Annotated in this window: 12 protein-coding genes and 1 pseudogene; 7 read left to right on the top strand and 6 right to left on the bottom strand. The window is 41.3% G+C overall.

Annotated elements, in window-relative coordinates; genetic code table 11:
* Positions 1–143: 143 nt before the first annotated feature.
* Positions 144–890, top strand: a complete 747-nt coding sequence (locus HUN01_RS15310; RefSeq protein ID WP_181931982.1) for a sterol desaturase family protein — start codon at positions 144–146, stop codon at positions 888–890.
* A gap of 30 nt (positions 891–920) precedes the next feature.
* On the opposite strand, the gene crtR is transcribed toward HUN01_RS15310, so the two are convergent.
* Complete coding sequence (crtR, locus tag HUN01_RS15305; RefSeq protein ID WP_181931981.1) at positions 921–1982, bottom strand: beta-carotene hydroxylase; 1062 nt, start codon at positions 1980–1982, stop codon at positions 921–923.
* A gap of 759 nt (positions 1983–2741) precedes the next feature.
* On the opposite strand from crtR, the gene HUN01_RS15300 reads away from it, so the two are divergent.
* Positions 2742–3164 carry a lysozyme inhibitor LprI family protein gene (locus HUN01_RS15300; RefSeq protein WP_181931980.1) on the top strand — a complete coding sequence of 141 codons (423 nt, stop codon included), beginning with the start codon at positions 2742–2744 and terminating at the stop codon, positions 3162–3164.
* A 10-nt stretch (positions 3165–3174) separates the two neighbouring features.
* Here the strand turns inward: HUN01_RS15300 and HUN01_RS15295 are convergent, their stop codons facing one another.
* A complete protein-coding gene (locus HUN01_RS15295) occupies positions 3175–3852 on the bottom strand; it encodes a response regulator transcription factor (RefSeq protein ID WP_181931979.1) in 678 nt (225 codons plus the stop codon).
* 1247 nt (positions 3853–5099) lie between these two features.
* On the opposite strand from HUN01_RS15295, the gene HUN01_RS15290 reads away from it, so the two are divergent.
* The 3 genes from HUN01_RS15290 to glgA all read left to right on the top strand — a co-directional run bounded on the left by HUN01_RS15290 (position 5100) and on the right by glgA (position 10491).
* Positions 5100–7724 carry a PAS domain S-box protein gene (locus HUN01_RS15290; RefSeq protein ID WP_181931978.1) on the top strand — a complete coding sequence of 875 codons (2625 nt, stop codon included), beginning with the start codon at positions 5100–5102 and terminating at the stop codon, positions 7722–7724.
* 229 nt (positions 7725–7953) lie between these two features.
* Entirely contained in the window at positions 7954–8925 is a 972-nt protein-coding gene (gene hemC / locus HUN01_RS15285; RefSeq protein WP_181931977.1) for a hydroxymethylbilane synthase, read from the top strand.
* Positions 8926–9051: 126 nt separating this feature from the next.
* Positions 9052–10491, top strand: a complete 1440-nt coding sequence (glgA, locus tag HUN01_RS15280; protein WP_181931976.1) for a glycogen synthase GlgA — start codon at positions 9052–9054, stop codon at positions 10489–10491.
* A gap of 175 nt (positions 10492–10666) precedes the next feature.
* Here the strand turns inward: glgA and HUN01_RS15275 are convergent, their stop codons facing one another.
* The 4 genes from HUN01_RS15275 to HUN01_RS15265 form a co-directional block, all read right to left on the bottom strand.
* Positions 10667–11935 (bottom strand): HEAT repeat domain-containing protein, encoded by a 1269-nt coding sequence (locus HUN01_RS15275; RefSeq protein WP_181931975.1) that lies wholly within the window; start codon positions 11933–11935, stop codon positions 10667–10669.
* Between the two features lie 175 nt (positions 11936–12110).
* Complete coding sequence (locus HUN01_RS35405) at positions 12111–12338, bottom strand: hypothetical protein (protein WP_238846270.1); 228 nt, start codon at positions 12336–12338, stop codon at positions 12111–12113.
* 9 nt (positions 12339–12347) lie between these two features.
* Positions 12348–12485, bottom strand: coding sequence for a hypothetical protein (locus HUN01_RS35400; protein ID WP_238846268.1), 138 nt, complete (start codon positions 12483–12485; stop codon positions 12348–12350).
* A gap of 8 nt (positions 12486–12493) precedes the next feature.
* Positions 12494–12988 carry a hypothetical protein gene (locus HUN01_RS15265; protein WP_181931974.1) on the bottom strand — a complete coding sequence of 165 codons (495 nt, stop codon included), beginning with the start codon at positions 12986–12988 and terminating at the stop codon, positions 12494–12496.
* Positions 12989–13145: 157 nt separating this feature from the next.
* Between HUN01_RS15265 and HUN01_RS15260 the strand changes: the two are divergent.
* Together HUN01_RS15260 and HUN01_RS15255 are read left to right on the top strand one after the other, a co-directional pair.
* A pseudogene (locus HUN01_RS15260) lies at positions 13146–14459 on the top strand (IS701 family transposase).
* Positions 14460–14544: 85 nt separating this feature from the next.
* Complete coding sequence (locus HUN01_RS15255) at positions 14545–15345, top strand: DUF1838 family protein (protein WP_181931973.1); 801 nt, start codon at positions 14545–14547, stop codon at positions 15343–15345.
* Positions 15346–15558 lie beyond the last annotated feature (213 nt).

The raw sequence follows: 15558 nt of genomic DNA, 5'->3' as shown, positions 1-15558 counted from the left end.
TAAAATAAGCAGTGGATTTTGTCGATTAACAAATTAAATTGTAATTTGGCTGTAATTTGGCCATTTTTGGTAATTGAAGACCAAAACAATTGGACATAATCAGCATTTTCATTTCACCAAATTAATATTATGGATGGGTCTAATTGACAAACCACTCTTTTTGGTATTATTTCTTTTCCCTGTTTGGTATCACTCTTGCCCGATACTTTCTGATAGCTGGGGGAGCATACTTGCTCTTTTATTTAGTTTTGGGAAAGTCCCTCGCCAACAAGAGTTTGCGTTTAAAACCGTTGATGAGTGGTTCCGTTAAAAAGGATATCGAATTATCGGTACTATCCGCAGTAGTTTTTGCTATTTGTGGAGCGTTTATCATCTCAGAGTATAGTTTGGGAGCAACGCTGTTATACACTGATATATGGAAGTACGGACTGTGGTATTTGGTAGTTAGCTTTATTGCAGTGCTTGTTCTTCAGGATACTTACTTTTATTTTATCCACCGGATATTTCACCAGCCTTTGATTTTTAAGTGGATGCATTATGGGCACCACCGTTCAGGAGAGCCAACGCCCTGGAGTTCTTCTGCATTCGACTTACCAGAAGCGATCGTCCAAGGACTTTTCTTTGTAGGTGTAAGCTTTATAGTTCCGCTGCATTTTATCACTTTAGTTGCCGCACTTGTGATTATGACAGTATGGGCAGTCCTTACCCATCTCGGATTTGAGGTATTTCCCTCCTCATCTAAAAACAACTGGATTGGAAGGTGGCTTATCGGCTCTACGCATCATTCTATACATCATCGCAAATACAAAGTACACTACGGTTTGTATTTTACCTTCTGGGACAAACTGCTTGGTACTGAAGACCCTAATTATGAAAACGATAGTCATTAATCATTTACAAAGGACAAATGACAAATGACATTATTTCTGACTTTGTGATTCGTCTTGATTTTTAGTTTTATGATGATTAAACCGAATCCCTACAAAGATATCGTAAATAAACTCCAAAAAGTCTTTCTTTTGTAGTAATCCTGAACTTTGATAACAGCCTTTTTCATCTAACAAAGGCTTCATCACGTAATATGTAGACTGATATTTATACCAGGGAATATTAGTCCATAAATGATGAATTAAATGGTAGTTCTGTCCTAAAATCAGGATATTAAGAATTGGGCTAGGGTATACACGAGCATTTTTCCAGCGATCGCGTTCAACAAAGGGACGATGGGGTAAATAATCAAAAAATAGGCCCAGTATTAATCCCACAATACCAGAAGGCACAACCCAAAAATTGAGAACGTACATTAAAAAATGATATTGAATTGAGATATAAACAATTGCAATAACGATTGAGCGGCTAATAAACCATTCCAATAGCTCATATTTGCGCCACAGTCGCCGTCGAAAGAAAAACACCTCGTGGGATAAGAATCGAAATGCAATTAGCCACAGCGGCCCACCTGTAGAAACAAAATGATCTGGGTCATCTTTGGGATGGTTGACATGAGCATGATGCTGCAAATGTACTCGCGTAAACACTGGGAAAACAAACCCTAGCATCAGGGCGCTACCATGCCCTAGCATGGCATTAATTACTCGATTGCGGTGGGCAGATTGGTGACAAGCATCATGAATTACTGTGCCAGCACAATGCAAGGCAATAGTGTTAAAGCTAAAGCACAGCCAGTCTGGCCATTGCCAAAGCCAGTAACCACAGTTAGATAAAACTAGCACCGTCACCGATGCACAAAACAGTAGTAGCGTTGGATTGAAATCACCAGGAGGCGCTAACAATTCTTTAGGTGGAATTTTCAGCAGCTTATGTGCTTCTGAAGTTACCGTTTTTACTTCTGTATTTACTACGTCTTTAAAGATGACTTCCAAGTTGTTGCCATTTAGTTTTTTATAGTCATCAACGGCTGGGTTGATGATGATTAGGCTTTTGTCAGGGATGTCAAAAAAATTAGGATCTAAAGAGGTCATAATTTTCCTGGTCGTGATTCGTTGATAAAATGGGCTTGAAATCCCAAACTCAGCCAGCACAGAATAAGTTTCTTGCCTCGATTAGTAGAGATGAAAGTCTGAGAATTTAGCCGATACTCTTCTTTATTCAAATTAGGTATAGCCTGTAGGAGATAAGGGATAGGGAAATTTTTGAATTCTTTGCTACACTACATACATAAACAAAATATTTAATTTTTCATTTTTGTAGTTAGTCCTGTTACTTATCATGCCAGCGACAACGGCATACATATATTTTGGTTTGATATCGACTATTTATCGATTCGCCAAGACAATACTTTTCCTATGTGCTGAAATTATGCGTTGTTATTGCTTTTGTGAAAAACAATTTTCAACAATATAAAGAATACAGTTATTTGAATAATAAACGCAAGAGTTTTGTCGTAATTTGACGTATAATAAAAATATTTTATACACAGATATCATACTTCTAACAAAAATGTACGTTTTATTTGCTTAAATAAAATAAAAATTTCATTCCTTTTCTTGACTGATGCAATAAGTATATATACTAGCGATCGCTTTCCCTCCTTTTGATTCCGTGTGGCTACTGTCTTCTTCTTGTAACCAAAACTCCATCGAGAGAGTCTCCTGGTAGGCAGAATATAAAAAATTTCTAATGCACTTTACTATGTACGTAGCAGTGAGTTAGGCTAAAGAAATAACACACCCTACTTAAAATTTACTTTGTAAATCAACTCTAACAATAAATATTTTCCTATGCGTCAGTTATTATTAGTTTTGGCGAGTATGTTAACTCTCAGCAGTTTAGATACTACCACTGTGACATTAGCAGGCACAACGCCTGATTTATCTGAGATCCTTTTAGTTCAAAAGCTCAACTGTAATAATCCTCAAACTCAAACAGCAATTAATGAATGTACGAAGTTGTCTTATCAGAATTCAGATAAAAAACTGAATCAAGCTTATCAAAAATTGGTATCTACATTAGAAAAGCCGAGAAAACAGAAATTAATTGCTGCACAGTTAGCGTGGATAAAGTTTCGAGATACCAATTGTGAGTTTGAGAGAAGCAGATATGAGGGCGGAAGTATTGCCCCTACTATTTATTTTGGTTGTCTAGAAAATACTACAAAACTGCGTACTCAAGAATTGCAAGAATATCTGAAGCCTGACCCTTAAGTGTGAGTAATTAATCGAGTTGTTTAAGACGGTAGCCTACACCGTGAACTGTTTCAATAAAATCTTCAAAAGCTCCGGCGGCTTTAAGCTTTTGACGCAGGCTTCTAAGATGAACTTTCACAGCGTGTTCTTCTGGAGGAGACTCTAGCGACCAAATATGTTCAATAATCACGCTGCGACTCAGGACACGACGACCATTTCGCAGTAATAGCTCTAATATTCCGTACTCTTTCGGTGTTAAATGTAGCATATTATTACCGTAGCTCACTTCATAAGTACTGGGGTTGAGATGCAGATTGCCCCATTCCAAAATCGGCGGCGATGAAACATTACCCCGACGAAGCAAGGCGCGAATTCGTGCAAATAGTTCTTGCAAATCCACCGGTTTAACGACATAATCATCTGCACCTGCATCGAGTCCGGTGATTTTATCGCTAACGGTGTCACGAGCAGTAAGCATGAGAACAGGCATAGTGTAGCTGTGCGATCGCAACCGATGACATAAACTAATTCCATCGAGTTCTGGTAACATCACATCCAGCAGCAGCAAATCATAATCCAGCATTTTGGCTTGATTCCATCCCGCCTCACCATCTGTCACCACATCAACCACATAACGCTGGTCTGTAAGGGCTTCTGCTAAAGTTTCGGCAAGGCGTACATCATCCTCAACTAAGAGAATTCGCATAATTTTTTTTAACCATACTAGTAGAACACGGCGGAAATAAGCCAATCATTCCAAATCAACGAAACCCTTATGCTGTATTCATTTTTAATTTTTAATTTTTAATTCCGCCTTGCGGTACTAGTTATCTTTAAAACAATCTACGAACTCTGCTTGAGGAAATATTGCGAAAAGTAACAATTTCTAGATTTCGTTGCTTCTTTCCGATTTCTTTACTATTTCCTGAGCTATTTCCTTACTTTTGATATGTAACTTTCTATTCTATGTAGGTTTTTAATAACCTCCTTTAGACGTTCCAAAAGAACTCTATCTTGAGCCAAGAGATTTTCAGAAAATGCCTTTTGGTGGATAAGTCCCATAAACCCCAATATGCTCCGATAAGCATTTTGACCTCAGAATTACGTTTGGGGAAAAAGTTACTGGGTTTGGCTTAAAGGTTTTTTCTTCCCTCTGCCCCTTATCCCCACTGCGTGGGGGCCCCACCTTCCCCTTTCACCGAACCGTACTCCCATAAACCCTGCATTCATATCAAATTATTTGAAGCAAAAGAATGTTGCCGCCACAAGCGCATAAAAAGCTCCAATGTTGGATAAGAAGCCGTCATTTAATCTGTTCGGGTCACTTTTTTCTATTTGAAACTATAGACTATTCTTGCGTTGAAAGATTTACCGAGTGTATAGATGCCCTAGGAGGAACATTAATTTCTGTTGAGCCGGTTGACAAAATTTGGATGGGCGACCATCGGCAGGTTTTTCTTTATCGTGTCAAAGCCAGTTTGTTTACGCCTTGTCATCAGTTAAGGCAATACTGGTTTAAGTATGGTGGTTTATACACTAGATTTGATAAAAATTGTTAATTTTTTTGTATTATGGACGTTCGATAATTTTAATATGAGCTTTTTACTCTGTCGAATCATGACCCATATTGATTATATTTCTTAAGGCAAATACCGCAATCAATGGGATGATAAATAAGTACAGACAAAGCCGAAAATGCTGGTTGTACACTGAACCTAAACAATCTAGAATATGGGGTTCCATTCAAGAATAGACATTTTTTTTGTCATCTCCGTGAATGGGTAAAATTCTAGCGGTACTAAGGTAGAACAGACTTTTTGGTACTTGTTCAAAGTCTGCGGAGGGGCATCTCGTGGACTTAAAACAAAGCTCAGTTAATGTCCGACGGGATACCGGGAGTCACTGAGAAGCCTAAGCTGTATGCTTGCATCAGTGTAGGAGTATGTCACCGTTATGAATCTCGCCCCCATCGGTGTTGGCTTTAGCATTATTGCATTGGCGGTAATTTACTATTTTCTCAATCTAGAAGTAACTAAACGGCAACGGGCAGAAGTGATACTGCGGCAACAAACTGAGCGGGAACGCCTGGTAAACCAGATTGCTCATCATATCCGTGAATCTTTGGAGTTAGAGGAAGTTCTTACTACCACTGTTGCAGACGTGCGCGAGTTTCTCCAAGCAGATAGGGTGCTAATTTATCGCCTCTGGGAAGATGGTACAGGCAGCGCAATGACTGAAACAGTTTTACCTGAATATATAAAAATTTTAGGGGAAACTTTTCCACAAGAAGTGTTTCCTAGAGAGTATCATCAAGCTTATTCATTAGGAAAAACCCGCGCGATCGCAAACGTTGAACAAGCAGATGTCGAACCATGTTTGGCAGACTTCGTGAAACAGTTCGGTGTTAAAGCCAAGTTGGTAGTGCCAATTTTACAAGAAAATCGGGAAGCGGATAAACAACGAGATAGCAAGACACCTGCTTCTACCCCTTATCTTTGGGGCTTATTGATTGCCCATCAGTGCGATCGCACCCGCATCTGGGAATCTTGGGAAGTTGAGTTAATGAAGCAACTTGCAACCCAGGTAGCGATCGCTATCCAACAGTCAGAACTTTACAAACAGCTACAAACACTCAACGCTGAATTAGAACACCGCGTTGAACAGCGGACTCAAGAATTAGCTAAAGCCAATGTCTCCCTCCGAGCAGAAATTGCCGAACGTCAGCGCACCCAAGCCGCGCTGCAAGCTCTAATTACTGCCTCTCCTCGCGCCATTTTCACACTTGATTTAGAAGGGAATGTGAAAATCTGGAATCCTGCTGCTGAACGGATGTTTGGCTGGACAGAGGCGGAGGTAATGGACCTTCCTAACCCAATTTTTTTAGACGATCAATTAGAGGAATATAATACTCTGCAACAAAGTATCTTACAAGGAACAACGTATACCAGAGTAGAATTGCGCCGTTTTAAAAAAGATGGCACTGCGATCGATATAATTTTCTCCGCCGCTCCATTACATGATCGCGACGATAGTATCAATGGCATGGTAGCAGTGATTGCTGATATCACACACCAAAAGAAGCAGGAAGAACAGGTAAGATTGCTGCAATCTGTAGTTGTAAATACCAATGATGCTGTAGTGATCACTGAAGCGCAACCCATTGACGAACCTGGGCCACAGATTATTTATGTTAACGAAGCATTCACCCGAATCACAGGTTACAGCCTGGGAGAAGTTTTAGGTAAAACGCCCCGTATTCTTCAAGGAGCGAAAACAAGTCAAACTGAAATGGATAAAGTCTGGACTGCGCTTTCTCGTTGGGAATCAGTCACCGTTCAGGTAATTAACTACCGCAAAGATGGGTCTGAATTCTGGAATGAATTTAGCGTTTTCCCCGTAGCCGATGAAACTGGCTGGTATACCCACTGGATATCAGTACAACGTGACATTACCGAGCGCAAACAAGCTGAACAGGCGCTACGCCAGAGCGAGGAACGCTTCCGCTCATTGATTGAAAATGCTTTAGATATTGTCAAAATTCTCGATGTAGATGGTTCTATTCGTTACGAAAGCCCATCAGTTGAAAAGGTTTTGGGTTATCCAGCCGCAGAACTAATTGGCAAAAACTTATTAGATTACATTCACCAGGATGATTTTGCTAATACTCACCATAGCTTTACTCATGCTATTCAAAGTTCCGAAGTTACTACCCCAATCGAGTTTCGTTGTCGGCACAAAGATGGCTCGTGGCGGATGCTAGAAGCTATTAGCCAGAAATTTCTAGATAATACAGCAGACACTAGAATTATAGTTAACTGTCGCGATATTACAGAACGCAAGCGGTTAGATGAAATTCGCATGGCCTTAGAACGAGAGAGAGAACTGAGCGCCCTGAAAACACGTTTTTTCTCAATGGCATCTCACGAATTTCGCACTCCTCTGAGTACTGCCTTAGCAGCGGCTCAATTGCTAGAAAACTGTCAGGATGAATGGGATAACTCTTCTAAACGATTGAGGAACTTGCAGCGAATTCAACTCTCTGTCAAAAATATGGTTCAGATATTAGACGATATTTTGACCATCAATCGAGCCGAAACCGGAAAACTAGAATTTAATCCCAAACTCCTAGATTTAGAAGGATTCTGCGGTTATTTTGTGGAAGAAATGCGCTTAAGTACAGACGAAAGGCACACACTTGGTTTTATTTGCCAAGGAAAAGCTGTTCCGGCTAGGGTGGATGAAAGGTTGTTGCGTTCTATTCTGTCTAATTTGCTGCTAAATGCGATTAAATATTCTCCTCATGGAGGGAATGTGCATCTTAGTCTGGAGTTTAAATCAGATACGGTGATTCTCCAAGTTCAAGATCAGGGTATTGGAATTCCGCTAGCAGATCAACAGCAGTTGTTTGAGCCGTTTCATCGTGGCAAGAATGTCAGAAGTATTCCTGGTACAGGATTAGGATTGGTAGTGGTGAAAAAGTGTGTAGATTTACACCAAGGTCATATTAACATCACCACTCAAGTAGGAATTGGTACAACTTGTGCGGTCACTCTCCCATTAGAAGGTAAGTCTAATTAGTTGGGGATTGGGCATTGGGCATTGGGCATTGGGCATTGAAAAGAGACAGGGAAGACAAGGAAGAGATTTATTCAATAATTCCCCATTCCCCATTCCCCATTCCCCATTCCCTTTTTAGTAAAGAATTGTAATCCAAAATCCAAAATCCAAACTCCAAAATTAGTATGAGTCCCTGACTACGGTAGTCTAGATGAGAGTGAATTTATCGCCTCCTTTGATATATTGTTTTATGACTTCAGTTGTTTCTAGTCCCCCACGCACTATTCGGATTGGTTCACGCAAAAGCCAACTTGCTCTGGTTCAGACCTACTGGGTACAAGAGCAACTCCAGAAAAGCTTTCCTGATATCACTTTTGAAGTCCACACCATGTCTACCCAAGGCGATAAAATCTTGGATGTAGCATTAGCTAAGATTGGCGATAAAGGACTTTTTACTAAAGAACTTGAACTCGGAATGCTCAATCAGGAGATTGACTTTGCAGTTCATTCTCTCAAGGATCTGCCGACTAACTTACCTGAAGGGTTAATGCTGGCAGCAATTACTGAACGGGAAAATCCAGCAGATGCATTAGTGGTGCATGAAAAGCATAAAGATAAACAAATTGATACGTTGCCAGAAGGTGCGGTAATTGGTACATCTTCTCTGAGACGTTTAGCACAGTTACGCCACCATTTCCCCCACTTTACTTTTAAGGATGTCCGGGGAAATTTGATTACACGGTTGGCAAAACTGGATGCAGGCGAGTACGACGCCCTGATTTTGGCAGCAGCAGGATTAGAAAGATTGGGAATGAGCGATCGCGTTCATCAAGTTATCCCCAAAGAAATCTCACTCCACGCCGTTGGACAAGGTGCTTTAGGGATAGAATGCCGTGCTGATGATAGTGAATTGCTATCTCTACTCAAAGCCATCGAACATCCCGAAACACGCGATCGCTGTCTCGCTGAACGATCTTTTCTACGCTCATTAGAGGGCGGCTGTCAAGTACCTATCGGTGTAAATACAGAAATATCTGGTGATAACTTGACCTTAACGGGCATAGTCGCCAGTGTAGATGGTCAAAAGCTGGTAAAAGATACCGTCACTGGCATTGCCAACAATGCCGAAGCACTAGGCACAGAACTAGCAGAAGTGTTGCGGCAACAGGGAGCGCAAGAAATTCTAGAAGAAATTTTTGCGGTGATTCAGCGCGGTTCCTAAGCAATTGGGCAAGCCGATGTGATTAGATAAGAATTGATCGCCGTTACACAAAAGACGCGAAAAATCGCGTTGGTGGGGATCAGCAAGTTAATTTGACAATATAGACTCAGGGAAGCAAAAATTACCATGCGGATTCTATTTGTTGCAGCAGAGGCAGCACCCATTGCGAAAGTAGGAGGAATGGGTGATGTTGTTGGGGCATTACCCAAATTTCTGAGAGAAATGGGGCATGATGTGCGGATATTCTTGCCTTACTATGGCTTTCTGCCAGACAAAATGGAAATTCCCAAAGAACCCATCTGGCGGGGAAATGCCATGTTCCAGGAATTTGCTGTTTATGAAAGCGTTCTGCCTGGTACTGATGTTCCCTTGTACTTATTTGGACATCCCGTATTCCTACCCCGCCGGATTTATTCTGGAGATGATGAAGACTGGCGGTTCACCTTTTTTTCCAATGGTGCAGCCGAGTTTGCCTGGAATTACTGGAAGCCAGAAATTATCCACTGTCATGATTGGCATACGGGGATGATTCCCGTGTGGATGCACCAAGATCCTGATATCACCACAGTGTTTACCATTCATAACCTGGCTTATCAAGGGCCGTGGCGTTGGTATTTAGAGAAAATTACTTGGTGTCCGTGGTATATGCAAGGACACAACGTCATGGCAGCGGCGGTGCAATTTGCCAATAAGGTAAATACAGTTTCGCCCACTTATGCCGAGCAAATCAAGACAGCGACTTACGGTGAAACTTTAGAAGGTCTGTTGTCCTTTATTAGCGGTAAACTATCTGGAATTATCAACGGTATTGATACCGAGGTTTATAATCCAGAAAATGACAAATACATTGCTCAAACCTTTACTGCTGATACTTTAGATAAACGCAAAGCCAACAAAATTGCTTTGCAAGAAGAAGTAGGATTAGAAGTCAACTCTAAAGCCTTTTTAATTGGGATTGTGACCCGATTAGTAGAACAAAAAGGCATTGATTTGATATTGCAAATCCTCGATCGCTTCCTATCTTATACAGATGCCCAGTTTGTGCTGTTGGGGACAGGCGATCGCTACTATGAAACTCAGATGTGGCAATTAGCATCCCGCTTCCCCGGACGCATGGCAACTTACTTACTGTATAACGATGCCCTGTCTCGCCGCATTTACGCTGGTACTGACGCTTTCTTAATGCCTAGTCGTTTTGAACCATGCGGTATTAGCCAAATGATGTCTTTGCGCTACGGTTCTGTGCCCATTGTCCGCCGCACAGGTGGATTAGTTGACACCGTAACCCATCACGATCCTGAAAATGCTGCTGGTACTGGTTATTGCTTTGATCGCTATGAACCGCTAGACCTTTTCACCTGTATGATCCGGGCTTGGGAAGGCTTCCGTTTTAAACCGCAATGGCAAGAACTACAACAACGTGGCATGGCCCAAGATTTTAGTTGGTATCAATCTGCCAAAGAGTACGTGAAGTTGTACAGATCAATTTATGGTTTGCCAGAAGAAGAAGAGACACCAGAACCAAAGTTAGTTTTAAACGAAGCAGTCACCACAAGCAAGTCCTGAACACCGCCAGGAGCATACAAATGTAGGGCGGTTTAAAACCGCGTCTACACAGGCAAAACCCACCTCCGTGGGTTTCAAACCTCAATTTCTCCTGAGTCCGCGGAGGCGGACTACCCTGCGGGAAGCCGCAAAGCGTCTATGTTTGTATAGTCGCGACTTCCAGTCGCCAGGACTATTAATTACTCGTAGCTTTCGCCCTAATTAACCAATCACAATCGCCAGTACAAATTTCCCGACCAGACGAGTCTCCTAAGCGGTCTAGCGCCAATAAACAAGCGTATTTCAAATCCCAGATTGGCGTATTTAGGCAAATTTTGAGTTCAGGAATCGCTCGTGAATCACTCAATTCACCAAGAGCGATCGCACACGCTGCACGAGATTTCTGAAACTGAGGTTCGCGGTTGTGCAGGTTTTCTATTAATAAATCGTAAGCGGGAGCATATTTGAGCCAGCCGAAAAGTTTCATCACATGATAATGAGCGCCATAGTCGTTATATGCCTTATCCTCATAAGTAACTAAAAGTGCTTGGGGTGCTTCTTGTGCATAGATATCCAGTAAGGTTTTTGTGGCTAAATAGCAGCGTCCAAAATCAGTTTCGTAGAGTTCGTTAATCACAAAATCTAGCACAGGTGTAGCATCATACTCGTGTACTAAATCAAGGTCGTTGGGATGGTCGTAGAGTACTTGCTCTAAGTAAGGTTGAATTTCTGTAAAAGTAATTTCACCACTGGGAACGCCTGCATCCAAAAGCATCCGCAATCCTCGCAACCGGAATACCAGAGATACAGGACAACGGGCAATTTCTGGGATGGCTTTGTAGTAGCGTGAATCAATCAGGTCTTGAATACAACCCCGTCGTGCATTGACGCTGGAACTTTGCAGCAGCGTCATCACCTCAGTAATTTGGGAGTAGTCACCCGTGAAACGACAAACTGTAGCGATCGCTGCACTACGGGTAGGTTCATCCTCAACTTCAGTAAATTTCCGTACACGTTCGAGAGACGGTTGATAGTCGGCATTAGCTAGAGTATGAATAATCACTCGATAGATTTGACCTGGTTTATCCAGTAGTTGTGCCACTTCTTCGAGAATTTCTGACTCTTTAGTGCCGATTTCGCCGATCGCCCACACGGTATTTTCAACAGTATAAATATCATCATCTTTAAGGCACTGCCGAATTACAGGTAAAGCTGATTCGGCCTGCAATCGCCCCAGACTTTCCACAGCCTTGCGTCGAACAATCCGGTGGTCTAACTCATCAGGGTTACTGGTTTCAATCGCCCGTACCAAAGCCGCGATCGATTGCTCAGTGGGGAAGTTAATTAAATGGGAAACAGCAATATACTTATCAGAAGCGTCTTCGAGTTGTTCTAATGGTGTATCGATAATTGCGATCGCTTGTTCTTCTGTTAACCCAAACATTTTAAAAAAACGTTTATCCATTGGTCTATAAATGGCTCTTGGATAATTGCTCAGAGGTCACGTTTATTATCGTACTGGGGATTGGGGACTGGAAAATAGCGATCAGTAAGTTATGTTGGAGGGTTGAAATAAATCATACTTGCAGATATCAAGAGGTCACGTATATCTGTTAGCAACTCTTAACTCTTGACACAAATCACGGTGTGGGTGCAGGATTCGGATGTTTTCCTGCGTAGTAGACAACGACTTTAAACTTTTCTTGATCAGGAACGTAAAATACTCTGTCCCCTTTTGTTACCTCGTATTCCCATACTCCCTTGTAAGGTTTGCCCTTCAAAGGGAAAACACGGCGAGGCTGTCTGGTTGTTGGTACAGTACATAAATCTTCGTAACAACGATGAGTGTTTTCTGGATGCCGCTGCATTAAAGCCTCTCAATCCCGATTCACTCGACTATTTTTGGCTACCACTAACCAAGTGCTTTCTTTATCAGACAATGCAGGAGCCGTCAGTTTAACTTCTGGCGGCTCCACATTCTCTACTACTGGATCTTCAGAAGGGTTTTCTGACATACTCTCATTCACACACCACTCTGAGCAGGTGGCGACTTTAATAGCACTTCATCAGTTTCGGCACTAAAAGCATCTGCCAGTTCAGGACTAGCGATCGCAATGGCGCTCTCGTGCCATTCATGGATGAGAGCGTCAATCATCTCCCATGCTATGGGAGAAGAATCTATCAACCGAAAAGCCTCACTTAGTTCCTTAATAAAGTCTTGCAGATCATCTTTTTCAAAAACACTAAGCCATCCATAAGGATGTTCAAAGCCAATTTCTTTTCCAAGTAGCAAAGAGAAGGCGACGGTTAATGCTTCAAAAACAGCTTTACTCTGTGTTGCTGCCTTTACAAGAAAAGTCATTTCCTCCCGGCGTAACAAAGCAAAAGACTGATCATTGCGAGTAATTGTCACTGGACGTTCTAAAGCTTTGTCCAGAACTCGCCCAGGCTGACGATTCAACTCAGTGGCTGTAATTAACTCATCTGAGTAGATATTGCCGAAAGTCGCGATAGACATAGGTTATGCGTTTTTAGCCAACGCCGATTTCATGAAAGCAATGATTGTATACGTATAATTGTAGGTACTATTCATCAAGGGTCAATAGGGATAACCCTGTTTTGTCACTCTGGCAGTAGTATAATAAGGTACAAACGCTAGAACCAAGACACAGAGTATGGTACAGCCTCGTCCAGCCGCACCAACAGTAAAATTCGTGGACGAATATTGCCAATGGTATAAAAGCCTGTTTCCAGATGTTAGGAGCTTCGAGGCTTTTAAATACCTTCATGTAGGGTGTATTTCTGAACTAAAACGGAAAACCCTACCAGAAATAGCAAAAATTGTAGGATTGGACAATCAGCAGGGTTTGCACCATTTTTTTAACTACATCACCTTGGGATATAGAGAAGTTAAGAGCCTTGCGATTAGAGCTAATTTTACAAGTTCTAAAAGGTAGACCAATCATTCTAATTATTGATGAGACAGGAGATAAAAAAGAAAGGGAATAAGACAGATTATGTGAAACGACAGTACATAGGTAATTTGGGTAAAGTAGAAAATGGAATTGTAGCAGTCACGGCGTATGGTGTATTCTGTGGGATGACTTTTCCATTACTGTTTGAAGTATACAAGCCACGCGAAAGATTAAAGCCAGGGGATAAATATCTTACGAAGCCTCAAATAGCAGCAATAATGATGAAAAAGCTAGAGTTGATGGGTTTTAAATTCAACCTAGTACTAGCAGATAGCTTATATGGTGAGAGTAGTGCTAATTTCATATCTATATTAGACGATCTGGGGTTAAATTATCTAGTGGCGATTCGCTCAAACCATTCTGTAGAGCTACTTCCTAGACAACATACTCAATATTTAAAGTGGCATAAGTTTAAAAGAGTATTCTCTAACTTGAGTAGTGAGAATCGGTTTATTAGGGAAATAATTCATGGTAAACGACAAGAAAAAAAGGTATTGGCAGATTACTACTGACATTGAGAAATTACCCGGTAACACTACTTGGTATGTGATGAGTAAATACGCAGACCTTACACCAAGAGATGTTGGTAACTTTTATGGGTTAAGAACTTGGGTTGAATATGGCTTGAAGCAAAGTAAGAATGAATTAGGTTGGGCAGATTATCGGCTGACTCATTATGCGGATATTGAACGCTGGTGGGAGATTGTTTGTAGTAGCTACTTAATGGTGAGTCTACACTCTGAACAAATGCAGTCTTCTCCACCAAAGTCTCCATCAAAATTGGCTGCTCATCCTTGGTGGGATGATGGGAAGGGTTGGAAGAACATTCTTAACAATCTCCGTTTAATAATTCAACCTTTTACTTTATTTAACCTAATATATCCCTGGTTGACAGTTTTTCCTATTCCCCAATTGTCTTTGGGTTTTTCGAAACTTCAATCTATTATTTATAACCTCACCAGTTCAATATTTATTTTCCTGTCTCACCCTGATTTCTACTTTTCCTCTGCCTAGAGTGACAAAACAGGGATAAAAGCTCTGGGCGCTGGAACTATCTCCAGAAAGGCATTTCAGATTTTCAGACTAGAGAAAATGCGGTATGAGTGATTATTTAGATGACTACGAATTTAACAACCTCGATTTTTACAGAAAAAATCATGGTTTACAGCTTTATTACAACTGGTCTGGGGAAATTTGGTGGCAAGAAACACCAGACAAGTCAAAGGAGAAATTATTCTCTATTATTGGGATGAATGCTACCAAAGTATTTCTCAAACCCGATCCTGAGTATGTCGAAGTCGGGTATCGCATCAATAGAGAGTTGGGTTTATTTTGTGACCCGGATACTCAAGAAATTCTGCACTTTTGGAAGTTACCAACAGCAAGTCAACCAGTACCAGTAGTACACATTGCTAACCGGATTGTCCAAGGCTCAGTTAAACCAAAGAAATTTGTTATACCCAAAGGCAGCGGATATATTACCTCTGTCATGGAAATTCCTTTAGAATACCCGCATCCCTTAGCAGGAGATAGCAAATATTCAGACTATTGCCCTGGAGAAAAGTTTAAGGGAGTTGAGTACTTTATCTCAAATACATGCCGACCCGATGCAACTGATGTCCCTCCTGCTAAGTGGGCGAGAGACTGTCCTTGGTTGCCGTGGATGAAGTTAGGATATGCTCATCCAGCTAAATTAAGATTTGAAACCACAATCTTTAGAGTAGATTCTTTTGAACAGCTCCATCCTAGCTTGGTCAAGCTGGTGAGGGAAAAAGTCCCAATTTATGAATTCACGCCAACAGAAAGTGATGAACCGAATGTGACAAGCATTCAATATTTTAAGAAAAACTTTGAGTCCTACTTACGAGGAGATATTTTTCCACTTGAGGAAACCTCTTAAAATAATTCGTAATTCGTAATTAAATTCTTAGTATAAATTATGAATTAGTTATACCGTTTCTTTGTGAAGCTGCATATAATTCACCCCCCGGCTATCGCTGTCCTCCCTTGCCAAGTAGGGTGTGTTGTCGCAGAGCGCAACGCACCGTCAACAATCTCAGGTGCGTTAGCCTACGGCATTAACACATCTTACTAATTTATATTTCTTCATATA

The sequence above is a fragment of the Nostoc edaphicum CCNP1411 genome (assembly GCF_014023275.1).
Lineage (GTDB): Bacteria > Cyanobacteriota > Cyanobacteriia > Cyanobacteriales > Nostocaceae > Nostoc > Nostoc edaphicum_A.
The sequence above is the reverse complement of the archived record's forward strand: the minus strand, read 5'-3'. Positions and strand labels throughout refer to the sequence as shown.